This is a genomic window from Desulfotomaculum sp. 1211_IL3151 (genome assembly GCF_036763075.1).
Taxonomy (GTDB): domain Bacteria; phylum Bacillota; class Desulfotomaculia; order Desulfotomaculales; family Desulfotomaculaceae; genus Desulfotomaculum.
Genome location: NZ_JBAIYV010000027.1, coordinates 62,390 through 87,583 on the forward strand (window position 1 = coordinate 62,390; position 25,194 = coordinate 87,583).

The following is a 25,194-nucleotide window of genomic DNA, read 5'->3' on the forward strand; positions in this document are numbered from 1 at the left end:
ATTGAGAGGTGATACAAATTGTCCATAAAAACCGAGGAATTTTTGTTAAATTTAGGGCCTCAGCACCCCAGTACCCACGGTGTTTTCAGGATCATCTTAACCCTTGATGGTGAAACGGTGGTCAAGGCAGTTCCTGTACCAGGATACCTGCACAGAGGCATTGAAAAATTAGTTGAGTCCAGAACCTATCAGCAGGTGATACCCTATACCGATCGCTTAGATTATTTAGCCGGTATGTTAATGAACTGGGGCTATGTCCATGCTGTGGAAAAATTAATGGACATTGAAGTTCCCGAAAGGGCGGAATATATTCGGGTTATCGTAGGGGAATTGCAAAGAATAGCCAGCCACCTGGTAGCCACGGGAGCCTATGCAGCAGATATTGGTGGTTTGACTGGCTTTATTTATACTTTCCGGGATCGGGAAGATATTATGGATTTGTTTGAAATGATCTGCGGTGCCCGCCTGACACCCAGCTATATGAGAATTGGCGGTGTGGCGGCGGATATTCCCGATGGCTTCATTGAAAAATGCAGAAAGTTCATTGATTATCTGCCAGCAGCCATCGAAGAGTACAATGGGTTAATTACCGGCAATGAAATATTTCAAGCCAGAACCAAAAATGTAGCCATTTTGACACCGGAACAAGCCATTGATATGAGTTTATCGGGTCCGGTACTAAGGGCCTGCGGCATTAATCACGATCTAAGAAAAGTTAGACCCTATAGTATTTATGAACGGTTTGATTTTGAGGTTCCACTGGGTACCAAAGGGGATTGCTTTGATCGTTACTATGTTCGTCTATTAGAAATGGAACAGTCTGCCAAGATTATCAGGCAAGCACTGGCTAATATACCGGAGGGACCCATTAAAGGAAAGGTTTCTAAAGTCATTAAACCTGCCGCTGGGGAAGCCTATGCAGAAATAGAAAGCTCCAAAGGAGTTATGGGCACCTATGTTGTTAGTGATGGAAGTACCAAACCCTACCGGGTTCATTTCCGTCGCCCATCCTTTGTTAATCTTGGTTATTTAGATGAGATGCTGAAGGGCTGGAAAATTGCCGATGTCATCGCTATTTTAGGTAGCATTGACATCGTGTTAGGTGAAGTTGATGCTTAGATTGTGGGGAGTGAGGCAACGTGGAAAATTTATTTGTTAGCATAGCCAGTGGGGCCCGCACCCTGCTGGAATCCGCTGGCCTATCCGGTGGGGCATCTGATTTTTTAGTGATGGTTTTAAAGTTAGTTGGCATTCTCGTCTATATCTTGGTCAGTGCCCTATGGCTGGTGTATATGGAGAGAAAAGTGGCGGCTTACATGCAATGCCGGATAGGACCTAACCGGGTTGGACCCATGGGCTTGTTACAGACCACGGCGGATATTGGAAAGTTAATAAGCAAAGAAATTATTATACCCAGATGTACCGATAAGAAATTATTTTTACTGGGACCCGTCCTAATCTTTATGCCACCTCTGACGGTCTTTGCGGTTGCTCCCTTTGGTAAGGGCATGGTGGCCATTGATATGAACATTGGGGTTTACTATTTTCTGGCAGTGGCATCCCTTTCAACGGTTATTGTTTGGTTGTCTGGCTGGGCCTCTAACAATAAGTACTCCTTAATTGGCAGTATGAGGGTAGTGGCCCAAATGGTTAGCTATGAAATGCCTTTAATTTTATCCATTGTTGGTGTGATCATTCTTACCGGAACCCTCAATATGAGTGAAATCATCGAGGCACAGGATGGCGTTTGGTTTATTCTTCTGCAGCCCCTTGGGTTTTTAATTTATTTAATTGCCGCAGTTGCAGAAACCAACCGGGCTCCCTTTGACCTGGTTGAAGGTGAATCAGAAATTATCTGTGGGCCCTTTACCGAGTATAGCGGCATGGGATTTGCCATGTTCTTCCTGGCCGAATATGTCAACGTTGTATTGGTTTCCGTGATGGCCACTACTTTGTTTTTAGGAGGATGGCAAGCACCCTTTGACTTTACCTTTATTCCTTCGTGGATTTGGTTCCTTTTAAAAGTGTACATCATGATCTTCGTGATTATGTGGTTCCGTTGGACTTACCCACGGATTAGGGTGGATCAATTGATGGAATTTGGTTGGAAGGTGTTAGTGCCTCTTTCCATTGCTAACATTTTCTTAACTGGCATCGGTAAATACCTGTATCAAACCATAGGGAGGTGATTGTATTGTATGGCAAAGGTCTCATAAAAGGTCTGGGAATTACGATTCGGCATTTTTTTAAACCAAAGGTAACCGTACAATACCCAGAACAACGATTACCTCTTCCTGATAGATTTTATGGTAGGCCGGAATTTTATTATGACAAATGCATTGCCTGTAACCAGTGTGTAAATGCTTGCCCCAATAAGGTAATCAAATTAGAAACAGAGACAGTGGACAAGAAAAAGGTAGTCACAAACTATGAGTTTGACCAGCAATATTGTTTGTTTTGTGGTATGTGCGAAGAAGCTTGTCCCAAGGATGCTATTAAGTTCTCCAATGATTTTGAGTTAACCCAATATCACCGTCCGGACATAAAAATGCAATTTGTGACACCGGAACAAATCGAAAAGAAGAAAGAAGAAATAAAGCAAGCGGCGGCAGCAAAGGCTGCTGCAGAAGCAGCGAAAGCGAAGGAAGCAGCAAAGGAAAATCCCGAAGGAACAGGCAAGGAGGAAGCTTAATGGAGAATATTTTTGAATTAATCGCCTTTGTCCTGCTGAGCGGGTTAGTCCTCGGTTCCGCCTTGTTGGTGGTAACCCTAAAAGACTTGGTGCACAGTGTTCTTTGGTTAATCGTGACCTTTATCGGTGTGGCAGGGATTTTTCTCATGTTAAACGCCGACTTTGTAGCAGCGGTGCAAGTATTGGTTTATGCCGGGGCTGTTTGTATTATGATCGTCTTTGGCATCATGTTGGTGCAGAGACAGGATATAAGGAACTCCAATCCTCTAAATGGTCGCTATAAAATTGCTTTTCCAGTGGTGGGTGGGCTCTTTGTCTGTATAGGACTACTGATGGCCCGCAGCCAATGGATTGTAAGTACAAAGGCCGTACCGGAAAAAACCGTGCAAGCCTTATCACCCATCCTACTGCATGACTTTACCATTCCCTTTGAAGTGGCGGCCGTTCTTTTGACTGTAGCCCTAACAGGTGCCTTGTTGTTGGTTAAGGAGGTGAAGGCGAATGGGGACCGGTCTTAATCCTTCCTATTTTATCGGGTTAAGTGCAGCTCTTTTTCTGATTGGAGCTTTTGGGGTAATTTCCAAGAAAAATGCCATTGCTGTGCTGATTTCCATTGAATTAATGCTTTCGGCGGTAAATATCAATTTAGTGGCCATGAATAAATTTTTTACCCCGGATGCCTTCTTCGGTCAGGTCTTTGCAATCTTTATCATTACCGTTGCTGCTGCGGAGGTTGGACTGGGCTTAGCCATTGTGATTGCTATTCATAGAAAAAGGCATTCCGTTAATTTAGATGATTTTGATCTAATGAAATGGTAGCCCGCGGGTTGGAAGGAAGGTGTTAAAGAAATGGTTGAATTTGCTTTAGGTCATGCCTGGCTAGTTCCCTTACTACCAGCCTTGGCCTTTGTCCTGATCGTTTTTCTTACTAGACCCTGGCCGAAACTTAGCTCGTCAATTGCGATTGCCGCAATGGCGTCATCCTTTGTTTTGGCTGCTTCCATCGCCTATGGGGTTTTTACCAATCCGCATTTTATTGAAGAGCCATTGGTTTATTCCCTCAGATGGTTTGGTATGGAAGGGTTTACAGTCAACGTTGGGGTAAAACTGGACCCCACTTCTGCCATGATGCTTTTCATGGTTTCATTGGTGGCAACCTTAATTCAGATATATTCCACAGGCTATATGAAGGGTGACCCTCAGTACTCGGTATTTTTCTCCTACCTGTCACTCTTTGCAGCCTCTATGCTAGGATTAGTCATCGCCAGTAACCTACTGCAGATGTTTATTATGTGGGAATTGGTGGGCCTTTGCTCTTATCTGCTCATCGGTTTCTATACCTTTAAGATTTCGGCCAGAGAAGCAGCCAAAAAGGCCTTTATGACAACTCGTATTGGCGATTTCGGTATGCTATTGGGCTTACTGTTTTTGCAAATTATCTTTGGCACCCTCGATTTAGTTGAGTTGGCCCAAAGGGTTCCGAACTATGAGCAGTATGGCTTATCCCTTGGTTTGCTGACTTTCATTGCGATACTTGTATTTATCGGTCCCATTGGTAAATCTGGTCAATTTCCCTTGCACGTATGGTTGCCGGATGCCATGGAAGGGCCTACACCGGTTTCTGCCCTGATCCACGCTGCCACCATGGTAGTGGCAGGTGTCTATCTGGTAGGCAGAACCATGTTCCTCTTTACTGAAGTTCCTGGTGCCATGGAAGTAGTGGCCTTTATTGGTGCCTTTACTGCCTTATTTGCCGCCACCATTGCCATTACCCAAAGAGAAATTAAGCGTATTTTAGCCTACTCCACGGTTTCTCAGTTGGGTTATATGATGTTGGCTTTAGGGGTTGGCAGCCTTTCCGCCAGTATGTTCCACCTGTGGACCCACGCTTTCTTCAAGGCACTAATGTTCCTGGCAGCAGGCTCTGTGCTGCATGCTTTGCATGACAAGGCAGATGTTTGGAAAATGGGCGGTCTGATCAAAAAAATGCCCATCACCGGTTGGACCTTTGTCATTGGCGGTTTAGCCATTGCCGGTATCCCACCCTTTGCCGGTTTCTGGTCGAAGGATGAAATTCTGGCAGTAACCATGGAGTATGCCCAACATGGCCATGGACTGGGCTATGTTTTATTTGCGATGGCAGCCTTTACAGCATTTTTAACCGCCTTTTACATGTGGCGGATGATCTTCTTAGCCTTTTTCGGTGCGGAAAAACCAGAAAATCACCCTCACGAGTCCCCTTTAAGTATGACCTTCCCGCTGATGGTTCTGGCAGTGTTTGCCACAGTGGGTGGTTTAATTGGTACTCCCTGGGCCAATGCTTGGGGTCAATGGATTCATTTTGGACATCCCCATGCGGCAGCACCTGCCTATGGGCTGATGGCACTATCCGTCGTTCTGGCCTTGGCTGGCATAGGCTTAGCCTATACCCTTTACTGTAAGGATACAGAAAAGCAAAGGGCCCAACAGCTGGCAGAGAAATACCCGACCCTTTACAAGATTTCCTACAACAAGTATTACATTGATGAACTTTATCAATGGTTTAATCAAAAGGTTGTGGATGGTGGAGCAAAGGTACTGTATTGGTTTGATATCCATGTGGTGGATAAATTCATTAATGATATGTCAGAGCTCACAGGCTTAACTGGAAAAGGTTTTCGTTATTTTCAAACCGGTAAACTGCAGACCTATGCCTTGGTGTTCTTCCTTGGACTGCTGGTCATAACTGTGGTACTGGCCTTTGGTGATCCAACTTCCGCTGGTATCATGGGAGGTGTTAAATAATGAATATTCCTGTACTAACCTTAACCTTACTATCTCCTATCCTGGCTGCCTTTGTGATCATGTTTATCCCCAAAGAAGAAGATAAGCTGTGTAAATGGGTAGCAGCTGCTGGTACAGGAACAGCTTTACTCCTAAGTCTATACGTTTATTTCGGCTATGACCAATCCGTGGGCGGCTTACAGTGGGTAGACTTTGGTGGACCAGTTCCGTGGATTCGTGATCTGGGAGTTTCTTGGTACATGGCGGTGGATGGCCTAAGCCTACCCATGCTGCTGCTAACAAACTTAATCGGTTTTACAGCGGTATTTGCTTCTTGGAACATTACTCTGCGGGCCAAGGAATTGATGATTTACCTGCTGGTTTTAATTGCCGGTGTGATGGGAACCTTCATCGCCCAAGATTTGTTTATCTTCCTCCTGTTCTATGAAGTGGTGGTTATTCCCATTTATATTATGGTTATTATCTGGGGCAGCTCGAAACGGGTCACCAAGGAATATGCCGGTATGAAGCTGACCATCTATTTATTAATTGGATCGGCATTCCTGCTGGTGGGTGTAATTGCCATCTTTGTGCAAGCTTTGCAGATAACGGGTGTACCCAATATGAGCTTCGAAGCCCTGTCTCGGGTAGCTTTTCCGGAGCAATTCCAAATCTATATGTTTGCCTTGTTGCTGATTGGTTTTGGTTCCTTGCTTTCGATGTGGCCCTTTCACTCCTGGTCACCGGATGGTTACGCCGGCGCACCCACTGCGGTATCCATGATTCACGCAGGGGTTTTAAAGAAAATTGGGGGCTACGGTCTGATTCGCTTTGCGGTGTTTGTACTGCCCCTGGGAGCAAAATTTTGGGCCCCTTATATTGCTGTTTTGGGTGTGATCGGTGTGGCCTATGCAGCCATGGGAGCTTTGGCCCAAAAGGATCTTAAATATGTTGTTGGTTATTCCTCTGTGTCCCACATGGGCTATGTATTGCTGGGGGTAGCTACCCTGGGTGTAGTAGGGGTCAATGGGGCCGTGGCAAACATGTTTGCCCACGGTGTTATGGCAGCATTATTCTTCTCCATGATTGGCTTTATTTATGAGAAGACCCATACTCGTTGGATTCCGGATCTCGGAGGAATATCCCATTACGCGCCTCGCTTGTCCGTTGGTTTTATGATGGCGGCCATGGCGTCTCTGGGCCTGCCCGGTTTAGTCAGTTTTATACCAGAGTTTACTATTTTTGTGGAATCCTTTAAGGTCTATGGTATATTGGCAGTTCTCGCCATTGCCGGGATTATTATTACCGCTTTGTATGTATTGCGGGCCGGTGCCAACACCCTCTTTGGACCTGCCAGAGAAGAATACAAAGACATTAAGGATATTCGAGGACCGGAACTGGTGCCACTGGTTGTCCTGGGCGGGGTTCTAGTTATCGGAGGTATTCTTCCCTCACTGCTGTTTGACATGGTGAATAGCGGGGTAGCGCCCATTCTAGCGCATATCAACGAAGCCCTGCAGTTAGGGGGGAGATAATAAATGGAACTTAATTTTTCGTTGCTAATGCCAGAGCTTGCCTTGTTTGGAGTAGGATTACTAACCTTTGTTTTGGGGTTGCTTGTTCCTTCCCAATCAAGAAAGGGATTGGGGAGCATTGCTCTAATGGGACTAATCCTGGTACTGGGTGTTACCGTGGCTAACTGGTCCAATCAGGGAGTCATGTTAAATGGCATGTATATTGTGGATCGTTATGCCATGTTCTTTAAAATCCTATGCCTAACCTCGGCTATATTGGTTGTATTCGGTTCGTACAAATATGTCGACCAGCAGGTAAAAAATCACTTTGAATATTACTCAACCATTATGTTTACCACCCTTGGTATGATGGTAATGATTTCAGCCGGTGATTTTATTACCCTGTATATGGGACTTGAACTGATGACCATTTCCTTTGTTATTCTGGCAGCTTTTCGCTCCACAGAGGCCAAATCTTTAGAGGCTGGCATGAAGTATCTGCTATTGGCTGGCATGTCAACGGCTGTGTTGCTTTATGGTCTAAGTCTGGTATATGGTACCACAGGAACCATCCTGATTGGAGAAGTTGCCAGTAAAGTTGCTGCCGGGGTAGACTCCCCGCTGTTAATCGTAGGCTTGGTTATGCTGGTGGCTGGTTTAGGATTTAAAATATCAGCGGTGCCCTTTCACATGTGGTCGCCGGATGTTTACGAAGGAGCACCTACACCCGTAACCTCTTTCCTGGCCGTAGCTTCCAAGGCAGCCTCCTTTGCCGTTTTCGTTCGGCTGTTTATTGGCAGTTTCGGTGTGATCCAGGAACACTGGGTTGGGCTGATTGCAGTTTTGGCTGCTTTAAGCATGGTGATTGGCAACTTGGTGGCGATACCCCAAACAAACATTAAAAGGATGCTTGCTTATTCCAGCGTTGCTCAGGCAGGCTATATCATGGTTGGTTTAGTCGCTGTTTCAGAGGCCGGCATTAAAGGTGTTATGTTTTATGCCTTTCTCTATGTCTTTGCAACCATAGGGGCCTTTACCGTGGTGGCAGCGGTTAGCAACCAAACCGGCAGTGATGAAATAGCAGATTATGCCGGACTGATTCAAAGGGCTCCGCTGGCAGCCAGTGTCATGCTGGTTTCTCTTTTATCAATGGCAGGTATTCCACCATTGGCAGGTTTTGTAGGAAAGTTCTATCTTTTCCAAACGGTGGTTCAAGATCATCTGTGGTTAGTCTTTTTAGGCTTAATCATGAGTATGATTTCCGTCTATTACTACTTGAGAGTGATACTCGTAATATTTAGGGATGAACCGAAGGATGCCTCACCCATCCGATTGGGAGGAGCCACCGCCATAACCTTGGTGATTACCATGGTGGCTACCATTCTTTTAGGTATTTATCCCGGCCCATTGTCTGAAATGGCAAATATGGCTGCCCAATCCTTTTTAATAAGATAAAACGTGACCCCCGTTTTCATAACTTCTCCTCCCCATGTAGATCATTGTCTATGTGGGGATTTTTTTTAGCGAAGACAGCAAGGCAAAAGCCAAAAGACGAATGGCGAATTTGTGGAGGAAAATTTAGCTAGAATCAAGAAATTTGGTACAAGTCACTAGGAGTCATGGAAGGAGGGAGAATATGACCTTTCAGAGAAAAGCCCTGGGAAAAAGAGGGGAAGGGGAGGCCTGTAAATATCTTCAGAAAATGGGTTACCGTTTGCTGGAAAGAAATTACCGTTGTAAATTAGGTGAACTGGATATTGTTGCCAAGGACTCACCAGGAATCTTGGTATTTATAGAGGTTCGCTCCCGGTCGGGCAAGAATTTTGGTCTACCCGAAGAAAGTATAAACTACACCAAGAAAAACAAACTCAGAACATTGGCCAATTATTTTCTAATGACCAGACCTGAGTTTACCAGAGTACCTTGCCGCTTTGATATTATGGCAGTTTATTTCAACAAAGAGGGTCAACTTGAAAAAATAAACCACATCAAAAACGCCTTTTAATGCCTTTCCAACTGTCCAACTAGCTAGTTTTCCATCTAACTAACCAGACTGGGCATATTTGCAAAAGCTCTTGCATTCCGGAATAAAGTAGCGCGAAATACAGTCCTCGGGGAAGCCAGGCAGGCTCTCATAACAGGACGGTGTGTTTTTAGGACGGGAATAAGCACAAGCCACACAGGCTGGTGTGCACCCAAAACGTAAGCAGGCAGTACCCCGGGTACCAAATTGAATCTCAACATAACAGGGACGGGGAGTGTCAGAACGGTGATAGGTTAAATTAGGTCCGCCACCCATTAATGAATTCCTCCTTATTTATATTTTTATTTCTTTGGCCACTTAAATTGCATCGTACCAAGTACAAAGAAGCCAATACCTAGCAAGCCAAACTCCACTTTTTGCTCTACAAAAAAGCTAATGATAATAAATACTATGCCAGTTGTTCGCAGTGATTTCGAAATACTAGGACGCTTATCATCCAAAATCTTTCACCCCTGCACTTGTTTTTGCTTATGTTAACATATTACTTAGTCGATAACAACCATCATCCGCTCCCTGATAGAGGTGGGTGGCAGCGAAGCTGACGGCTAATAATAAGGTCCAGTACTTTTTTCCATGCTGTTAACAAGGTCCCAGAGTACTTTACTGGCTGGTTCACGAAAGATTAATTGGGCCTGTTCATCCCAGGCAGTGGGTTCTTTATTAATAATCACAATACCCCGGGACAAATAGGGTAACGAAGCAACCGGCTGCACTTGTAAGCTGCTGCCAATTACTAATAACAACTGACAACCTGACATAACCTTTTCTGCTATAAAATAATCCTCTGACATCCTATCCCCAAACAACACAACCTGAGGACGCAGTAAACCACCACAATTTGGGCAATGAAAACGATGGCGAAGCTGTTCCAGGCCATAATCATGTTGGCATACTAAGCAGTAACATTCTCTTAAATGGCCATGTACTTCCCAAACCCTTTGCGACCCTGCCTGTTGATGCAGTCCATCAATATTCTGGGTTATGGTACCCAAAAGCCAACCCATCGCTTCAAGCTGTGCCAAAGCCAGATGGGCTTTATTGGGCCTAGCCCGAAGGCATGTATCCCACCATTGAAAATTTAGAGCATAAAAGGATTTGGGGTCTTTTTTTAGTGCTTTGATGCTAGCCACTTCCTGCGGGTCATAGCGATGCCATAAACCAGTATCTTTACTACGAAAATCGGGGATACCACTTTCTGTGCTGATACCGGCACCAGTTAGTGCCAAAACTTTACCCGCAGTTTTAATTGATTCCACAAGCTTAATTATTCGATCCTGATATAGCAGTTGAGACATCCTTTCATAAAATTATTATTATAAGGGCCAATTATTTTTAGTTCCACCAATAGCTTTACTTTTCCTTGACAAATTGTAAACAAAATTGAAATAAATCACCCTTAAGATAAAAAGGACCGCCCCAAAGGGCGGTCGGTTTAGGAATAATTTTTGTCCGAGATTTTTTCCAAGGAGTGGGACATTCTTCTCATGTAACACAAGAAGGGAAGGGTCATCGCTATTGAGGCTAAGGTCATAAACATTAAGCCGGGTCCATGATTTCTATGATAGTCATTAAACATAAATACACCTCCTTGCAATTATTTTTTCTATTTTTAAAAAATTAACCCGAAGAAGATGATGGTATATAAACCATTTCATTTAAAAGAAAAAGGGACTTTCCGTCCCTTTAATGTAAATCAAGATATTTAATGGCAATCCAGCTAAATAGGCATGCGAAACAGTTGTAAACAAAGCCAAAATCTAAAATGTAATTACCTTATTGCCATTTTTTATATAATTAGTTAATATCTGACCGGTATATTTGACATCTACTCCCAGTGCCTGTAACGCTTCAGTAATACCGTAAGAGTCAGAACAAGACTTACAGGCAATTACATTGACACCTAATTCCTGCATTCGTTTTATATGGTCTTGTAGTTCCTTGTCCTCGGTTAATAACTTAGAAGATGCCCCCCAGACCATTAAAGTAATTTTCTCCCACCAACCCCTAAGCATAGAATTAGTGGAATACATGAACACCATCTTTATTGCCACATCCCGATCCCCACTGGTCCAAATTACCACAAGCTCGTCCTGCACTTATTTATCACCCCATTAAAGATTTTATCTTAATTATAGCATATTTAATTAATTCGAAATATTGCCTAAATTTAAAGGAAACTTATTAATTATGGTGAACTAGATCTAAAAAGAGGTGGGGAAGTTTAGATGGGGGAAATTAAGTGCTAGCAATTATTGATAGTGTGGCTTTACTTGGTTTAGATGGTCAAAGGGTTCGGGTGGAGGTAGATGTTACGCATGGTTTACCTGGCTGGGATATTGTTGGCCTCCCCGATATTGCCGTTCGGGAGTCTAAGGACAGAGTTCGCTCTGCTATTAAAAACTCCTTTATGGATTACCCCATTCAGAGAATAACCGTAAATTTAGCCCCTGCGGATCTGCGTAAGGAAGGGCCAGTTTATGATTTACCTATTGCCGTGGGTATTTTAGCAGCCACTGGTCAAGTTAATCCCGAACTGACGAATGAAATGTTGTTTATTGGTGAACTGTCCTTGGATGGCTCCCTGCGGGGTGTCCATGGGGTATTGCCATTGGTCATGGCAGCCAGGGACCTAGGAATAAAAAAGGTTATTGTGCCGCTGGACAATGCGGCAGAGGCGGCATTGGTTAGGGATGTTGAAGTATTTGGTTTAACAAATCTAGTCGAACTCTCAGGGGCACTAAGGGGGGAAACTAAACTAATACCCTTTTCATTAGAAGAGTTGACCACGGCCCATTCTGATGGAGTAGGGTTAGATTTTGCAGATGTACGTGGCCAATTAGCCGCCAAACGTGCAATGGAAATTGCTGCAGCCGGAGGGCATAATATCCTTATGCTAGGTAGTCCGGGTTGTGGGAAGACCATGTTAGCCAGAAGATTACCTTCCATATTGCCGGAGCTTAGCTTTGAAGAATCCCTGGAGGTAACTAAGATTTATAGCTTAGCCGGTCAATTGCCTGCTAAAAACCCTTTAATCCGTCAACGGCCCTTTCGATCACCCCATCACACCAGTTCAACCGCAAGTCTGGTGGGTGGCGGAAGAATTCCCAAACCGGGTGAAATAAGTCTTGCTCACTATGGTATACTCTTTATGGATGAAATTCCGGAATTTCATAAAGACAGCTTAGAGGCACTTAGACAACCACTGGAGGACGGGTGCGTCAGTGTTTCCAGAGTTGCTGCCAGCTTTACCTTTCCAGCTAATATTATGCTGGTTGGTGCCGCTAACCCTTGTCCCTGCGGTTATCAATTAGACAAAGAAAAAGAATGCACCTGCACGCCACATCAGGCCCAAAAATACATTAACAGAATTTCAGGACCTTTATTGGATCGCATTGATATTCACCTGGAAGTACCTAAGATATCCTACGAAGAATTAAATAACGTACCTCCTGGGGAATCCTCAGTTGACATCAAGGCTAGGGTGGAAAAGGCTAGGTCTATCCAAAGGGAGAGATTTAATAAAAGCTCCTTAGCCTGTAATGCAGCCATGGGAGCGAGGGAAGTTCGCAAGTATTGCAGGACGGATGCGGCCGGAGCAAAGTTATTACAAGAGGCCTTTAAAAGAATGGGCCTGAGCGCAAGATCCCATGACCGTATTTTAAAGGTTGCCAGAACCATTGCTGATTTAGCAGGAAGTGAACATCTTTCGGCGAATCATTTGGCTGAGGCTATTCAATACCGGAGTCTTGATCGAATACTACGGAGCTGAAGTGTTTTTAGTTTAAAAATGTGGATAGAATACTAGTAGCGATAGAGGAGGTAGAATTTATGCAGGCCAAGGACATTATGAGTACCAATGTTATTACTGTAAAAGGTGATACTACTATTAAAGAAATCGCCGAAAAATTAATAGAAGAAAAGATATCCGGTGTACCAGTGGTTGATGAAGAAGAAAATCTGATCGGAATAGTAACAGAGGGGGACCTCCTGCACAAAGAAGCGAACCCCCGGACTCCCAGGTATTTTGGCATCCTAGGAGCGGTTATTTATTTTGGCGGCATGGAACAGTATAAAGAAGATTTTAAAAAACTTGCAGCCCTAAAGGCCTCTGAAATAATGACCACTAAGGTAGTAACTGCTGCAAAGGAAACGGAAGTCAGTGATCTGGCCAATTTAATGATTAAACACAATATAAAAAGAATCCCCATAACTGAAAATGATAAAATCATAGGAATGGTAAGTAGGGCAGATATTATTAAAACCTTCAAAATGTAGGGAGCGACCCCCGTGTCGTTCCGTTACGGTCGCACCATAAATTGCATAAAGACTTTCAAAAGGTTATAAAGAGATAAAATGGGCGTGTTGCCAAACTACTTTCTTTAGTAGCAGGCAACACGCCCATTTTATCTCTAAGACCCTTGAAATTTAGCCAAAATCTTATCCTTATACATACTTAGGGCCGGGGAAGCTGCACTTCTTTTTTCCATTAATATATTAAATCTAAGTATTTTTTCATTAAGCTTTTTTGTTAAACGATTCCTTTCGTTTTTGTCATAACAATAATTAATAAGTTTTTCTAGAGAAATAATTTCCTTTTTTATTTCTATTTCCTCCGGTACAATACCAGCATTTTTCAGAATACGGTAACCAGCACGGAGGTCCTCGGGTATATGGGACAAATCTTCAAGGGGCAGCGGTTTACCACTGCCGGGTAGATCATTGAAATCTCCCCTATTAAGTGCTTCTTTTATTTTGTTTTCTGCAATTAGCGTAAAAATATCCATATGAAAATCACCTTCAATTTATATTATATTACAAAGTTTCCCGGTGTAAAATTGTTTAATAATTAAACAGGTTATTTTTTTACTCAATCAAACTAACTTAACACGGACACCTTGACACTCTAAAGAAAATGGAGTTAAATAATATATGTTGAAAAAAATAACCTGTACATGTGACCGGAACGTTATACAGTACAATAAACACTAATGAAGGGGATTTATCATGCAATTAACGAAGAAAGAAGTGTTTTTTACAGGATTAGCACTCCTGGCTATGTTTTTTGGTGCAGGAAACCTTATTTTTCCTCCCTTTCTAGGACAACAGGCAGGGGCGCATTTGTGGACTGCTATGTTTGGCTTTATTGTTACTGGTGTAGGACTACCCTTAATGGGGGTTATGGCTGTGGCGAAAGCAGGGGGGGACTTGGAATATTTAGCCAATAGAGTTCACCCGCTTTTTAGCAAAATAATTACTACGATTGTCGTTTTATCCATTGGACCGCTCTTAGCTATTCCACGTACCGCCGCTACCACTTATGAAGTAGCAGTGGTTCCATTTATCGGCAAGGCATCTGGTTTAAGCCTAGCCATTACATCCTTAATATTTTTTGTAGTTGTGTTACTTTTTGTTTTACGTGGTTCTAAAATAGTTGATGATATTGGAAAAATACTTACACCATTTTTGATAATATTTTTAGCAATCGTTATTATTAAAGGTATTATTGCTCCTCAGGGTACCATAGGTGTGGCACAATTCGAAGCACCCTTTTCCAAGGGATTCTTGGAAGGTTATAATACCATGGATGCACTGGCCTCGGTAATCTTTGGCATGGTAATCGTAAATGCACTGCAAGCCAAGGGAATAAAAAATAAGAAGGTCATTGAAAAAGCTACCATTTGGGCCGGCATAATTGCTGCTACAGGGTTATCGACGATTTATTTGGGATTAGCTTATATTGGTGCTACAACTGGTAGTTCCTTTGCCGGGGACAACCCTGGCCAAATGTTATCTTTTTTAACCACAACCTTATTGGGTTCCATTGGTAGAACGGTTATTGCCATAGCCATGACATTAGCCTGCTTAACCACTGCCATTGGATTAGTGGCCTGTTGCGGTAACTTTTTCAACCGCTTAAGCAATGATAGGATAAGTTATAATCGTGTTTGTATCATTACTGTACTGGTAAGTTTATTGTTAGCAAATATGGGTCTTGCCAAAATATTGGAAGTATCTGTCCCATTATTGGTAACAGTTTATCCGATAATTATCGTGTTAGTAATGCTAGCCCTTTGCCATAATCTCTTTAATGGCAATCGGATGGTATATGTTGCATCTATTATTGGCACGTCGGCAGTGGTGCTGACTGGTCTGGTAGAAATGATAGCAACGAAAATAGGCGCGGAAGTTCAGGGCATTACAAATTTAATGGCTATGATACCTTGGCATGACCAGGGTCTAGGCTGGGTCATGCCAGCCCTGTTAACGGCTGCATTGGGACTATTTGTTTCGCCAAAACAACAGAATTAATGTAAAACAAATTCCGATACCCTGCAGCCATGTGGCCTGTGGGGTATTTTTATGCATAATAAATATAAATTGATTAAGTAAGATAAAATAGTAACATTGGAATATTATTTAAGGAAAAAGAGAATTACTATGCCTAAATAAGTCCGCCATTGATCCACCATTGCTGAGTAATTTTCAGCTATCCCCGGTCATTAAGTGAAAGCTCTATAATTAAACCCTGCAGATTTTTGACTGCAGGGTTTAATTACCTTAGATATTCCCCTGGAGGTGAATTATTGTATCACAAAGGTCAAGCACTGCTTAAGGGGCTGGAAAGGGCTAAGAAAATATCAGGTTCAGAGGGCAATAGAATAAATTGGGACAACTTCGATGAAGATAAATTTATTGCTGAATATACTGATATGAAAGATGTTCTTTTAAGGCACAAGCATATGTCTATTGATATTGATAACATCTGGATCTGCGAATTATTTCACGAGGCAAGAAAATTTGAAAAGAGTTTAGAACAAGTTCTTGATAGTATTAAATTGTATAAAACAGGAGTTTTTTTTTGGAAAAAACGTTGGGAAGATAAGCTAATGGAATTGATGGAAATATCAGAGGACCTGCGGCAATTTGAACAGGAAGTGTTTGAGTATCAAAATGTTACAATATTTTCGGATCAAACAAATTCCATGGTATCATCCAATCAAATGCTTCGTATCATCAAACATAAAGAAAGCCGCGCCTATGATTTTATTAGTCTAAGGCTTTCTGCCATTGAGAATAAGAGGGTAAGCTATGTTAGCCTAATGGTGGCAATTGGTGTAACAATCATTTCTGCCCTTAATTATTTTTGCGGCTAGTAGGGTGCGGTCTTGACTGTTCCGTTCAACGCAACGCAGGCAAAAATGGAATGGTCAAGACCATTTCCTACAAGAAAAAATGTTAACAAGAATCATCCGAGCCTAAATATTAAATATTTTTTCTGCCTTTTTACAAGTTATATTTTCTATAATTGTTTCACTTACCCCACGTGATTTTAAGTACTGATAGGCTTTTATCACAGCGGTGGGATCATTGGGGAATAGGTTACTGAAATCACAGTTTAACATACCATGCTGAAACTGTTCCATATTTTCATACAAAGCCTCGGTGGTTACGTTTCTGGAACGGATGGTAATGGCGGGCATCGCCCCAAATTGATTAACCATATCTAGGATGTCGAGGTTTACATGATCAATTATTAATAAATGTGGCGGAATGTTTGCCTGGGCTGCTATGTTTAGTGTCAATTCGGTAATTGGCAGCCTATTTTCAAAGGGGGTATGAACAATTATTGGGAGCTTATGATCCCGGGCAACCTCAAATTGTGCCTTGAGCACATCCCTTTCCAATTGAGACCCTTGGTTCATACCAACCTCACCAAGACCCACAACCCCTTCAATTTTTAAAAAATCAGGCAGAGCATCAATTACCCTGGGCCAGTCGTGGGGTATGCCGGCTGGGTGTACACCGATGGTACTATATAGTTTAATACCTAATCCATCCGCATTTTTCTTATAGAAGCCGGTTATCTGACGAAAATGGTCAAAGTAGCTTTCAGCATGCTGGGCACCTAAAACAATGGCACAGGTAATTGCCTTTTTAATACCACCTTCAGCCATCGCCTGTAAGCCCTGGTAAGACATCATTGTAACATGAAGATGACTGTCAACTAAGTAAGACATAATTCAACCTCCTTTATATTAGACATTGGTTATCCTGAAAAATAATCAGGCTACCGTGGTTGGCATAAGTCTTTGTCATCCAGAGCGGTAGCAAAGGATCTTTCTAGTATTGAAAGGTTAGATCCAAGATCCTTCGCTGTCGCTCTGGATGACATGAAATTTCATTCTTTGCTGGTGTCATTTACGGCGCGAGAGGTCAATCGCTTATCGTCAATGGGCTAACGGCTAATAGCAGCCTTACTTAATGTGTATTTTTTTCTTGAGAATAGTTAATAGCAATTTTCAAATGCTTTAGTTCATCCTCCGATAAAGGACAGCCACAGGAAGGACAGGAGAGGGTATCACTTTCCAATATTTCCTGGGTACTTAGGGAAAAAGAATGATCACAATCAGGACACACAAATTGAACATTTAAATCAGTCAAAAATACACCTCCATTTATCATGCGCTGGCCTTTGGTTTCTTAGTGGATGACTTTTTCTGCTTATTCTTTAGTTCTAGATATTTAAAATACATCGGCAAGCAAAAAAGGAATATACCAAAAGACAAAACCATTGGTTCCCAGGTAAAACTATCAGACTGATTAACGATCCCGTCAATAAACATCACAAAGGAAACCAGGAAAACCACAGTCGACCATGCCATCAAGAGGGATGGTAAGGTCCTTTTGGCTGGGCAATATTTTTTAATGCCAAGCAAGAAAAACAAGGTAGCGATAATCCAAACCCAAGATGCAAGCATTTTCTACTCCTTATTATTATGCTATGATTTATTATAGACTGATCTTAAAGGTTTGAAAACCATTTATACCCAACAAGGGTCGAATTTCAGCTAATTGGGTAAAAATATTTAACTCCTAATTGGAGGGCGAAGAATGGATTACTTTAACCCCGAAAAAATAGTAAAAGATTTAATGAGAAAACAAAAGTCAAATATTATTATTGAACAAAGGACTAAGTGTGAATGCAATAGGTGCCAGGATCGGGGCATCTATATGGAGGGTGAATTGGCTGTCCCTTGTCAGTGTGTGAAACGCAAAGCATTGGAAAAAAAGTTTAAAAATTGCCAAATACCAAAGTCTATGCTTAAGCATTCTTTTAACAACTTTCAATTTAGTTATTATTCTAATAATATCAAGGAACCCCTATCAAAACGAACCTATTTAGAAATTGCCCAAAAAACCTATCAATATGCCCAGGAATTTGCGAGGGATTTTGTCAAGGGAAATGCCTATGAAGGATTATTACTACAAGGTCCTGTTGGTTCGGGTAAAACATTTCTAGCCTGTTGCATAGTAAATCACGTGCTGCGCAATTCAGATAAGGAAGTTTTGTTTGTTATTGTTCCAGATTTGTTAGAAAAAATCAAAGCCACTTATAGCAATACGGGTGATTATACGGAATATAGCCTGGTGGAAGCTGCCTGTGGGGTTCCGTTGTTGGTCATGGACGATTTGGGTGCCCATAATTATACAGACTGGACGAAAAATAAGCTTTATAATATTATAAATTACCGAGTGAATCATGAACTGCCGACAATCATTACCACCAACTTATTTTTAGCTGGGGATTTAACAAGCTTAATTGGCGAGCGGACGGTCTCCAGAATCGAACAAATGTGTCGGCCATTATGGTTAGAAAGGGAAAGAGATATTCGAGAGGTATTGAGGGAGGAAAAGGCGGTTCAATTAAGACCATAATGAAAAACGAAGGAAACGGGAAAGTACCTGTGAAAAAAAGAACTATAAGAAAATAATGCAAATCCCTTGACCTTTAAAATCTTTGGAGTATAATGAATACAATAACGGTGGGGGTTATTAACTGCATCCGTTGCGGTTTAACTCTTGCCTACACACAACCTTTAAAAAGTCCACTTATTGTGGACTTTTTTCATTTGACTTTCTTGTTTTTGGGAGGGTAAACTTTTCAATATGCATTGGGACAAGATATAATAAAAAGCTAGAGCGAGTAAAAAGATTGGGGGAAGTATGAAATGACGGAAGAAATAATGGCAGAAGAATTATTAACCAGCGACAAGGTTATTGTAGGGGAAATAATCGCCACGGAAAAACATCCTGATGCCGAAAAACTAACAGTATGTACTGTAAATGTTGGTCAAGAGGAACCACTACAAATCGTTTGTGGGGCAAAGAATGTAGAACCAGGACTCAAGGTACCAGTGGCCTTGCATGGGGCTAAACTTCCCGGAGGCAGAAAAATTAAGAAAGGGAAACTCAGGGGAGTTTTAAGCAATGGTATGATTTGTGCCCAGGATGAGTTAGGGTTTGAGCGAGATATAGATGGTATCTGGGTCTTAGCCAGCGACACTGAAATAGGAACCCCCGTACCCTTTAAGGAAATAACCCAAACAGAAACTGCAGAATAAAAAAGGGGCTGTTACACAAAAAACGGTTAGTGGTTCTGTGTTACAGCCCTTTTTATGATTAATAATCTAGATCCCAATGGTTTGATTCCAGCCATTTATCTAGACCTTGTTTGGTAAAAATATATTGGTCATCTACTTTTAAATAGGGTATTTGTAGGCCAGAGATTTCATTCGACATATATTTTAAAGTTTCCGTGCTGATATGGAGATAATCGGCTGCTTCATCCAGTGTCATTACATTTTTTTCTTCTTTTTGATTTAACAGAATATGTTCAAAAGATTTTATGCTAGCGGATAGATGATTGAATGAAGTACTTATTATGATTGAACTAGCGAATATGGAAATTGACAAAATAACTGCTCCCAGTAAATAAATTTTATTTTTATCCATTATGATCAACTCTTTCTTTCTCAAGTCCTCGGGATACTTCATTTTTGCCTCTGTCGAATTTATTGAATAACACTAAAGAACCAAACAATCATTAAAATTTGTATAAATAGCTTTATCAGGGCCCCTCCTAAAAATCCTAACAGGGTACCAAAACCAGATTTTATAGCCTGATCAAAACTGCGTTTAGCCAATAATTCTCCGATAACAGCACCCAGCAAGGGTCCAAGGATGATACCCAGGGGACCCAGAAGTAAAAGTCCTGCAAACATACCAATTAGAGAACCACGGACAGCGGTTTTGGAGCCGCCATATTTCTTGACACCCCAGATGTTTGATAAATAATCAACGGCAAAAATAAAGGCTACCAGGATTAGCTGTCCAGCAAAAAAGGACCAGGTTAAGTGAGTGAAATGTTCAAAAAAACCATAGATCAACATTCCGATAAGCAACAAAGGAGCACCAGGCAGGATGGGCAGAATAATCCCAGCCATGCCGGCAATGAAAAAGATACACGCAATAATTAAGCCGGGAGTGGACATTGAATCACCTCTTTTTATAGGCTGTGTGCCATGGGCCATGGCACACAGCTCAAGGCCTTTACCCTATCTTACCACAATGTCTAATAGAAAAAGAATAATTTGTTGACGCCTGTTTAGTAGAGATATCTATTTACCTGGTAGGAATAATTGCCAATTAAAAGGAAGCAGGATATAATAATCGTTGTTAATCAGAATTTATGATAATGGTGGGTTGTAGATGAATATTAGACTAATCCTGGCGGTTTGGCTGGCAAAGTTGGCCGCCTTTGCGAGCCGAAAGTTTGGCTGGAAAGGATCTTCGTTACCAGGGGTGGTGGCCAGAAAGATCTATAAGGGTACCTTAGCGGATCTAGCAAGACAAGCCCGTAAAGGTGTAATAATGGTTACTGGCACCAATGGCAAGACAACAACCAATAATATGATTGCCAATGTTATAGAAACCGGCGGCTACAAAGTAGTTATCAACCAGGAAGGTGCCAATTTAATTACTGGGGTAACCTCAGCCTTTATCAAACAGGCAAGTTTACTAGGCAAAATTGATTGTGATTTTGCCTTGCTGGAAGTAGATGAAGCATCTTTTCCCAAGGTGGTGCAGGAGGTAAAACCCCATTATGTAGTGGTCAATAATTTTTTTCGTGACCAATTAGATCGTTATGGTGAACTAGACACCACTGTTAAATTGGTTAGGGAAGCCTTAAAAACCTTACCAAAGGTGCATTTAGTATTAAATACAGATGACCCACTGGTGGCTCAAATGCAGCAGGTAACGGGTCATACCGCCAGTTTTTATGGGTTAGCACCCAACCAGCGTTCAGAAAATGAGACCAAGCAAACCAGAGAATCAAAATTTTGTCCCCATTGCGGCAATGAACTACATTATGATTCTTTTCAGTATAGCCAATTAGGGTCCTATAGCTGTACAGAATGTGGCTTTAAACGTAAAGAACCTGAAGTTGAGGCCAGGGCTATTCACAACCTGGGAACTTCATTAGAATGCAGGGTTCGCTATCCCCAAGGGGAAGCTACCTTAACGATTAATACCCAGGGTTTTTATAACCTGTATAACGCCCTGGCCGCCTTCTCGGTAGGTTATCTAGTAGGAATATCGGTTGAACAGATTCAACAGGGGCTGCTCAAGTATAAACCGGCCGTAGGAAGGATGGAAACCTTTTACTACCATGGGAAAACAGCCCTATTAAATCTAGTTAAAAACCCAACTGGATTTAATGAGGGAATTTCTACCCTGCTCAGTATACCTGGCTCAAAAAACGTATGGATGGCCATTAATGATAATGATGCGGATGGCAGGGATATCTCATGGCTCTGGGATGTGGATTTTGAACACTTAGCCGAGGCCCAGGCTAGTATTGAAACCTTTACCTGTTCAGGCTTACGAGGGGAGGAAATGGCCCTACGCCTTAAATATGCAGGTGTACCTACTGATAAAATAACAATTGACGGGGACATGACAGCGGCCATTCAAAAAACCTTAGAGGGTCCCGGAGAAAGTGCCTATCTTTTTTCAACCTATACTGCCCTTTGGCCAGCACAGAAGATATTACTAGAGTTGGCAGAAAAGGAGGAAACCCATGTTAAAGGTTTGCCATCTGTATCCTGATTTATTAAATCTGTATGGTGATAAGGGCAATGTAATTGCTTTTTTACAACGTTGTCGCTGGCGGCAAATACCGGTGGAACTTGTTGAAGTGAATGTTGGGGAACCGGTGAATTTCCATGATATTGATTTTTTATTTCTTGGCGGGGGATCTGACAGAGAGCAGAATTTAATGGCTGCGGATCTGCTGGCAAGAAAAGATTCCCTGGTCGAAGCCATTAACCAAGGACTGGTGGTATTGGCCATCTGTGGGGGATATCAAATGCTGGGTCAATATTACCTTACCACCGATGGTCAAAGGATTCCCGGCTTAGGTATTTTAGATCATTATACAAAGGCCGGCAATGCAAGACTGATTGGTAATGTTATCATAGACATGAAAATTGGAGCTGAAACCATCAAGGTGGTAGGTTTTGAAAATCATTCGGGTCAAACCTTTATTGGTAATATGGAACCCCTGGGTAAAGTAATTACTGGCTATGGCAATAATGGTCAGGACGGTTTAGAAGGGGTCAGGCATAAAAACGTTTTTGGTTCTTATTTACATGGGCCACTTTTACCTAAAAATAGTAAACTAACGGATCTATTCATTAAGCTTTCTTTAGAGCGACGGGGCATAAAACAAGATTTATTGCCATTGGAAGATCGTTTTGAGGATCAGGCAGTTAAAGTTATGGTAGACAGGCACATTAAATAATAAATAATTGAAAAAGGTATTGTCAGTTAGCTTACAATTTGTTAGAATAATCACAAGAGCTAATACTGTATACAAAATACTCTTACGGGGGTGGTTGCATGCAATACCTTTTAACTTGGATTGAGGGAGAAGAAGTTTGTTACCGCTTGGTACCTAATTTAAATATTGATAAATCATTAATGGAAGACAAAAATTTAATCATTACGAAACTTGATCTGGAAAAAACTGAAGAAGAAAAAAAGTACCATCACTAGTCTTGATGAGTCAGGAGATCGTCACCTGACTCATTTTTATTGCAACCAAAGGGAGTGTCGCAAAGCTGCTTTTAGTAGGCAAGCGACACTTCCTTTTTCATTTAAATTGGGAACGACTCCTGTTTTGTTCCCCACATTATAGTGCTAAGTCTTTTTATTTTCAGAAAATTGGATCTACCCGATAAAATTTTTGGTAACTTTTTATATATAAGAGAATAGAATAGACAAAATTTACAACAAAATTTGTATATCCAGCTACTTGTACAAAAAGATAACAAAAAAGTTACTTTTAGTACAAACCGTCTTTTTATATCACGGTCGGCATATAAATTTTATAGTAAGTTTTGTCTAACCGATTTCTAGTGCAAAGGAGTGATAAAAGGGGTGGATTTTCTTAAGCGTTTGGAAGATTACCGATCATTAGAAAATAGTCTAGCTTGGCAGGGTTCTTTTCACGATTATCTAAAAATAGTCAAGGAAAAGCCCTATATAACTCAATTGGCCCATGCTAGGATATACAATATGATTAAAGAAGCTGGGGTCAATGAGAAAGAAAGCAGTAAGGAATATAAATTCTTTTCGAAGGAAATATTTGGCCTGGATAAACCACTGGAAAAATTAGTGGAAGAATACTTTCATCCGGCAGCCCGTCGTCTCGATGTTCGCAAGAGAATTCTTTTGTTAATGGGTCCGGTAAGCGGTGGTAAGTCTACCTTGGTTGCCATGCTTAAAAGTGGACTGGAACAATTCAGTCGAACGGAAAAGGGTGCCCTCTACGGCATTAAAGGTTGTCCGATGCATGAGGAACCCCTGCATCTAATTCCCAAGGAACTAAGGGAAGAGTTTTCGAAGGAATATGGCGTTTATATTGAGGGTGAGCTTTGTCCATCTTGCCGTATGATGCTGGAAACTGAGTATGGCGGTAAAATAGAAAATGTCCAGGTGGAAAGAGTTTTCCTGTCAGAGGATAACCGTACAGGAATTGGTACCTTCACCCCTTCAGATCCCAAATCCCAGGATATTGCCGACTTGACCGGCAGTATCGATTTTTCAACCATTGCTGAATATGGATCTGAGTCTGATCCCAGGGCCTATCGTTTTGACGGTGAATTAAATATATCCAACCGTGGTCTGATGGAGTTCCAGGAAATGCTTAAATGCGACGAAAAATTCCTTTGGAACCTGTTGTCCCTATCCCAGGAAGGCAATTTCAAGGCCGGCAGATTTGCCTTGATTTATGCGGATGAAATGATCATTGCTCATACCAACGAAAATGAGTATCGCACATTTATTAGCAATAAGAAAAATGAGGCACTTCAGTCACGTATTATTGTCATGAAAATACCTTACAATTTAAAGGTCACGGATGAAGTGAAAATATATGAAAAGTTAATCAAACAAAGCGATTTAAGTGCTATTCATATAGCCCCTCATGCCTTAAAGGTTGCCAGCGTTTTCTCCGTTTTGTCCAGATTAAAGGAATCGAAAAAACAGGGCATGGATATTGTAAAGAAAATGAAGCTTTATGACGGAGAAGACGTGGAGGGTTTCAAACAAAAGGATTTAAAAGAGCTTCAAAATGAAGCAATTGATGAGGGCATGAGCGGGGTTGATCCACGCTATGTAATAAACCGCTTGTCCTCTGCCCTTATTCGAACCAATACCCAATGTATCAATCCCCTGGATGTATTAAGGGCAATCAAGGATGGTCTTGACCAGCATCCTTCCATAACCCAAGAGGAAAAAGAAAGGCTGCTCAACTTCATTTCCATTGCCCGTAAAGAATACGATGAAATGGCTAAAAAAGAAGTGCAAAAGGCCTTTGTTTATTCCTTCGAAGAATCTGCCAAGGTATTGTTTAATAACTACTTGGATAATGTAGAAGCCTTCTGTAATGGTGTTAAAATCAAAGACCCAATTACCGATGAGGAAATGGATCCCGATGAGAAACTAATGCGGTCCGTTGAGGAACAAATTGGCATATCAGAAAATGCCAAAAAGGCCTTCCGAGAAGAAATCTTAATTCGTTTGTCTAGCTACGCCAGGAAAAATAGAAGGTTCAATTACAACAGCCATGAAAGATTAAGAGAAGCCATTGAGAAAAAGCTTTTCGCGGATTTAAAGGATATTGTAAAAATTACGACATCGAGCAAAACCCCGGATGGAGAGCAGCTAAAAAGAATCAACGAAGTAAGTGCCAGATTAATTGCTGAACATGGATATTGCCCTGTTTGTGCCAATGAGCTTCTAAAATATGTAGGTAGCTTGTTAAGCCGCTAGGA

Annotated in this window: 28 protein-coding genes; 19 read left to right on the top strand and 9 right to left on the bottom strand. The window is 41.7% G+C overall.

The window, feature by feature from the left end:
• Positions 1-18 precede the first annotated feature (18 nt).
• From V6C11_RS06645 to V6C11_RS06685, 9 genes are all read left to right on the top strand, one after another.
• Positions 19-1,119, top strand: coding sequence for an NADH-quinone oxidoreductase subunit D (locus tag V6C11_RS06645; RefSeq protein WP_333530345.1), 1,101 nt, complete (start codon positions 19-21; stop codon positions 1,117-1,119).
• Positions 1,120-1,139: 20 nt separating this feature from the next.
• Positions 1,140-2,189, top strand: a complete 1,050-nt coding sequence (gene nuoH / locus V6C11_RS06650) for an NADH-quinone oxidoreductase subunit NuoH (protein ID WP_333530346.1) — start codon at positions 1,140-1,142, stop codon at positions 2,187-2,189.
• A gap of 5 nt (positions 2,190-2,194) precedes the next feature.
• Positions 2,195-2,692: a NuoI/complex I 23 kDa subunit family protein gene (locus V6C11_RS06655; protein WP_333530347.1), complete on the top strand. Its 498-nt coding sequence runs from the start codon at positions 2,195-2,197 to the stop codon at positions 2,690-2,692.
• Entirely contained in the window at positions 2,692-3,210 is a 519-nt protein-coding gene (locus V6C11_RS06660) for an NADH-quinone oxidoreductase subunit J family protein (RefSeq protein WP_333530348.1), read from the top strand. The genes V6C11_RS06655 and V6C11_RS06660 overlap by 1 nt, the downstream gene beginning before the upstream one ends.
• Positions 3,194-3,511 carry an NADH-quinone oxidoreductase subunit NuoK gene (gene nuoK / locus V6C11_RS06665; RefSeq protein ID WP_333530350.1) on the top strand — a complete coding sequence of 106 codons (318 nt, stop codon included), beginning with the start codon at positions 3,194-3,196 and terminating at the stop codon, positions 3,509-3,511. Before V6C11_RS06660 ends, nuoK begins: the two co-directional genes overlap by 17 nt.
• 30 nt (positions 3,512-3,541) lie before the next feature.
• Positions 3,542-5,476, top strand: a complete 1,935-nt coding sequence (gene nuoL / locus V6C11_RS06670) for an NADH-quinone oxidoreductase subunit L (RefSeq protein WP_333530351.1) — start codon at positions 3,542-3,544, stop codon at positions 5,474-5,476.
• Positions 5,476-6,990: a complex I subunit 4 family protein gene (locus V6C11_RS06675; protein WP_333530352.1), complete on the top strand. Its 1,515-nt coding sequence runs from the start codon at positions 5,476-5,478 to the stop codon at positions 6,988-6,990. The genes nuoL and V6C11_RS06675 overlap by 1 nt, the downstream gene beginning before the upstream one ends.
• A 3-nt stretch (positions 6,991-6,993) precedes the next feature.
• Entirely contained in the window at positions 6,994-8,424 is a 1,431-nt protein-coding gene (locus V6C11_RS06680) for an NADH-quinone oxidoreductase subunit N (RefSeq protein WP_333530353.1), read from the top strand.
• Positions 8,425-8,605: 181 nt separating this feature from the next.
• Positions 8,606-8,974, top strand: coding sequence for a YraN family protein (locus V6C11_RS06685; protein WP_333530354.1), 369 nt, complete (start codon positions 8,606-8,608; stop codon positions 8,972-8,974).
• 39 nt (positions 8,975-9,013) lie between these two features.
• Here the strand turns inward: V6C11_RS06685 and V6C11_RS06690 are convergent, their stop codons facing one another.
• The 4 genes from V6C11_RS06690 to V6C11_RS06705 all read right to left on the bottom strand — a co-directional run bounded on the left by V6C11_RS06690 (position 9,014) and on the right by V6C11_RS06705 (position 11,109).
• Complete coding sequence (locus V6C11_RS06690) at positions 9,014-9,268, bottom strand: hypothetical protein (RefSeq protein ID WP_333530355.1); 255 nt, start codon at positions 9,266-9,268, stop codon at positions 9,014-9,016.
• A gap of 26 nt (positions 9,269-9,294) precedes the next feature.
• Complete coding sequence (locus tag V6C11_RS06695; RefSeq protein ID WP_333530356.1) at positions 9,295-9,453, bottom strand: hypothetical protein; 159 nt, start codon at positions 9,451-9,453, stop codon at positions 9,295-9,297.
• A gap of 105 nt (positions 9,454-9,558) precedes the next feature.
• On the bottom strand, positions 9,559-10,308 hold the full coding sequence (locus V6C11_RS06700; protein WP_333530357.1) for an SIR2 family NAD-dependent protein deacylase: 750 nt from the start codon (positions 10,306-10,308) through the stop codon (positions 9,559-9,561).
• A 462-nt stretch (positions 10,309-10,770) separates the two neighbouring features.
• Positions 10,771-11,109 (bottom strand): DsrE family protein, encoded by a 339-nt coding sequence (locus V6C11_RS06705; RefSeq protein WP_333530358.1) that lies wholly within the window; start codon positions 11,107-11,109, stop codon positions 10,771-10,773.
• Between the two features lie 143 nt (positions 11,110-11,252).
• On the opposite strand from V6C11_RS06705, the gene V6C11_RS06710 reads away from it, so the two are divergent.
• Together V6C11_RS06710 and V6C11_RS06715 are read left to right on the top strand one after the other, a co-directional pair.
• Positions 11,253-12,782 (top strand): YifB family Mg chelatase-like AAA ATPase, encoded by a 1,530-nt coding sequence (locus V6C11_RS06710; RefSeq protein WP_333530359.1) that lies wholly within the window; start codon positions 11,253-11,255, stop codon positions 12,780-12,782.
• 59 nt (positions 12,783-12,841) lie between these two features.
• A complete protein-coding gene (locus V6C11_RS06715; RefSeq protein ID WP_333530360.1) occupies positions 12,842-13,288 on the top strand; it encodes a CBS domain-containing protein in 447 nt (148 codons plus the stop codon).
• A gap of 134 nt (positions 13,289-13,422) precedes the next feature.
• Here V6C11_RS06715 and V6C11_RS06720 read toward each other — a convergent pair whose 3' ends face one another.
• Complete coding sequence (locus V6C11_RS06720) at positions 13,423-13,797, bottom strand: DnaJ family domain-containing protein (protein ID WP_333530361.1); 375 nt, start codon at positions 13,795-13,797, stop codon at positions 13,423-13,425.
• 220 nt (positions 13,798-14,017) lie between these two features.
• Here V6C11_RS06720 and brnQ point away from each other — a divergent pair, with 220 nt between their 5' ends.
• Both brnQ and V6C11_RS06730 read left to right on the top strand, forming a co-directional pair.
• Complete coding sequence (gene brnQ / locus V6C11_RS06725; RefSeq protein ID WP_333530362.1) at positions 14,018-15,322, top strand: branched-chain amino acid transport system II carrier protein; 1,305 nt, start codon at positions 14,018-14,020, stop codon at positions 15,320-15,322.
• Between the two features lie 275 nt (positions 15,323-15,597).
• Positions 15,598-16,167, top strand: coding sequence for a hypothetical protein (locus V6C11_RS06730; protein WP_333530363.1), 570 nt, complete (start codon positions 15,598-15,600; stop codon positions 16,165-16,167).
• Between the two features lie 102 nt (positions 16,168-16,269).
• Here V6C11_RS06730 and V6C11_RS06735 read toward each other — a convergent pair whose 3' ends face one another.
• Entirely contained in the window at positions 16,270-17,031 is a 762-nt protein-coding gene (locus tag V6C11_RS06735) for a TatD family hydrolase (RefSeq protein ID WP_333530364.1), read from the bottom strand.
• Between the two features lie 241 nt (positions 17,032-17,272).
• A complete protein-coding gene (locus V6C11_RS06740; protein WP_333530365.1) occupies positions 17,273-17,455 on the bottom strand; it encodes a hypothetical protein in 183 nt (60 codons plus the stop codon).
• Positions 17,456-17,905: 450 nt separating this feature from the next.
• On the opposite strand from V6C11_RS06740, the gene V6C11_RS06745 reads away from it, so the two are divergent.
• Together V6C11_RS06745 and ytpR are read left to right on the top strand one after the other, a co-directional pair.
• On the top strand, positions 17,906-18,730 hold the full coding sequence (locus tag V6C11_RS06745; protein ID WP_333530366.1) for an ATP-binding protein: 825 nt from the start codon (positions 17,906-17,908) through the stop codon (positions 18,728-18,730).
• A 293-nt stretch (positions 18,731-19,023) separates the two neighbouring features.
• A complete protein-coding gene (gene ytpR, locus V6C11_RS06750; RefSeq protein WP_333530367.1) occupies positions 19,024-19,416 on the top strand; it encodes a YtpR family tRNA-binding protein in 393 nt (130 codons plus the stop codon).
• Positions 19,417-19,474: 58 nt separating this feature from the next.
• On the opposite strand, the gene V6C11_RS06755 is transcribed toward ytpR, so the two are convergent.
• On the bottom strand, positions 19,475-19,807 hold the full coding sequence (locus tag V6C11_RS06755) for a helix-turn-helix domain-containing protein (RefSeq protein WP_333530368.1): 333 nt from the start codon (positions 19,805-19,807) through the stop codon (positions 19,475-19,477).
• Positions 19,808-19,866: 59 nt separating this feature from the next.
• On the bottom strand, positions 19,867-20,346 hold the full coding sequence (locus V6C11_RS06760) for a DUF456 domain-containing protein (protein WP_333530369.1): 480 nt from the start codon (positions 20,344-20,346) through the stop codon (positions 19,867-19,869).
• Between the two features lie 217 nt (positions 20,347-20,563).
• On the opposite strand from V6C11_RS06760, the gene V6C11_RS06765 reads away from it, so the two are divergent.
• From V6C11_RS06765 to V6C11_RS06780, 4 genes are all read left to right on the top strand, one after another.
• Positions 20,564-21,964, top strand: a complete 1,401-nt coding sequence (locus V6C11_RS06765; protein WP_333530370.1) for a MurT ligase domain-containing protein — start codon at positions 20,564-20,566, stop codon at positions 21,962-21,964.
• On the top strand, positions 21,936-22,658 hold the full coding sequence (locus tag V6C11_RS06770; RefSeq protein ID WP_333530371.1) for a type 1 glutamine amidotransferase: 723 nt from the start codon (positions 21,936-21,938) through the stop codon (positions 22,656-22,658). The genes V6C11_RS06765 and V6C11_RS06770 overlap by 29 nt, the downstream gene beginning before the upstream one ends.
• A gap of 98 nt (positions 22,659-22,756) precedes the next feature.
• Positions 22,757-22,912 carry a hypothetical protein gene (locus tag V6C11_RS06775; RefSeq protein WP_333530372.1) on the top strand — a complete coding sequence of 52 codons (156 nt, stop codon included), beginning with the start codon at positions 22,757-22,759 and terminating at the stop codon, positions 22,910-22,912.
• Positions 22,913-23,296: 384 nt separating this feature from the next.
• Entirely contained in the window at positions 23,297-25,192 is a 1,896-nt protein-coding gene (locus V6C11_RS06780) for a PrkA family serine protein kinase (RefSeq protein WP_333530373.1), read from the top strand.
• Positions 25,193-25,194: the final 2 nt, after the last annotated feature.

Coding starts and splice junctions, on each gene's coding strand:
- V6C11_RS06660 (WP_333530348.1), top strand. CDS start 2,692: ATGGAGAATATTTTTGAATTAATCGCCTTTGTCCTGCTGAGCGGGTTA.
- nuoK (WP_333530350.1), top strand. CDS start 3,194: ATGGGGACCGGTCTTAATCCTTCCTATTTTATCGGGTTAAGTGCAGCT.
- nuoL (WP_333530351.1), top strand. CDS start 3,542: ATGGTTGAATTTGCTTTAGGTCATGCCTGGCTAGTTCCCTTACTACCA.
- V6C11_RS06675 (WP_333530352.1), top strand. CDS start 5,476: ATGAATATTCCTGTACTAACCTTAACCTTACTATCTCCTATCCTGGCT.
- V6C11_RS06680 (WP_333530353.1), top strand. CDS start 6,994: ATGGAACTTAATTTTTCGTTGCTAATGCCAGAGCTTGCCTTGTTTGGA.
- V6C11_RS06685 (WP_333530354.1), top strand. CDS start 8,606: ATGACCTTTCAGAGAAAAGCCCTGGGAAAAAGAGGGGAAGGGGAGGCC.
- V6C11_RS06690 (WP_333530355.1), bottom strand. CDS start 9,268: ATGGGTGGCGGACCTAATTTAACCTATCACCGTTCTGACACTCCCCGT.
- V6C11_RS06700 (WP_333530357.1), bottom strand. CDS start 10,308: ATGTCTCAACTGCTATATCAGGATCGAATAATTAAGCTTGTGGAATCA.
- V6C11_RS06715 (WP_333530360.1), top strand. CDS start 12,842: ATGCAGGCCAAGGACATTATGAGTACCAATGTTATTACTGTAAAAGGT.
- V6C11_RS06720 (WP_333530361.1), bottom strand. CDS start 13,797: ATGGATATTTTTACGCTAATTGCAGAAAACAAAATAAAAGAAGCACTT.
- brnQ (WP_333530362.1), top strand. CDS start 14,018: ATGCAATTAACGAAGAAAGAAGTGTTTTTTACAGGATTAGCACTCCTG.
- V6C11_RS06735 (WP_333530364.1), bottom strand. CDS start 17,031: ATGTCTTACTTAGTTGACAGTCATCTTCATGTTACAATGATGTCTTAC.
- V6C11_RS06745 (WP_333530366.1), top strand. CDS start 17,906: ATGGATTACTTTAACCCCGAAAAAATAGTAAAAGATTTAATGAGAAAA.
- ytpR (WP_333530367.1), top strand. CDS start 19,024: ATGACGGAAGAAATAATGGCAGAAGAATTATTAACCAGCGACAAGGTT.
- V6C11_RS06755 (WP_333530368.1), bottom strand. CDS start 19,807: ATGGATAAAAATAAAATTTATTTACTGGGAGCAGTTATTTTGTCAATT.
- V6C11_RS06760 (WP_333530369.1), bottom strand. CDS start 20,346: ATGTCCACTCCCGGCTTAATTATTGCGTGTATCTTTTTCATTGCCGGC.
- V6C11_RS06765 (WP_333530370.1), top strand. CDS start 20,564: ATGAATATTAGACTAATCCTGGCGGTTTGGCTGGCAAAGTTGGCCGCC.
- V6C11_RS06770 (WP_333530371.1), top strand. CDS start 21,936: ATGTTAAAGGTTTGCCATCTGTATCCTGATTTATTAAATCTGTATGGT.
- V6C11_RS06775 (WP_333530372.1), top strand. CDS start 22,757: ATGCAATACCTTTTAACTTGGATTGAGGGAGAAGAAGTTTGTTACCGC.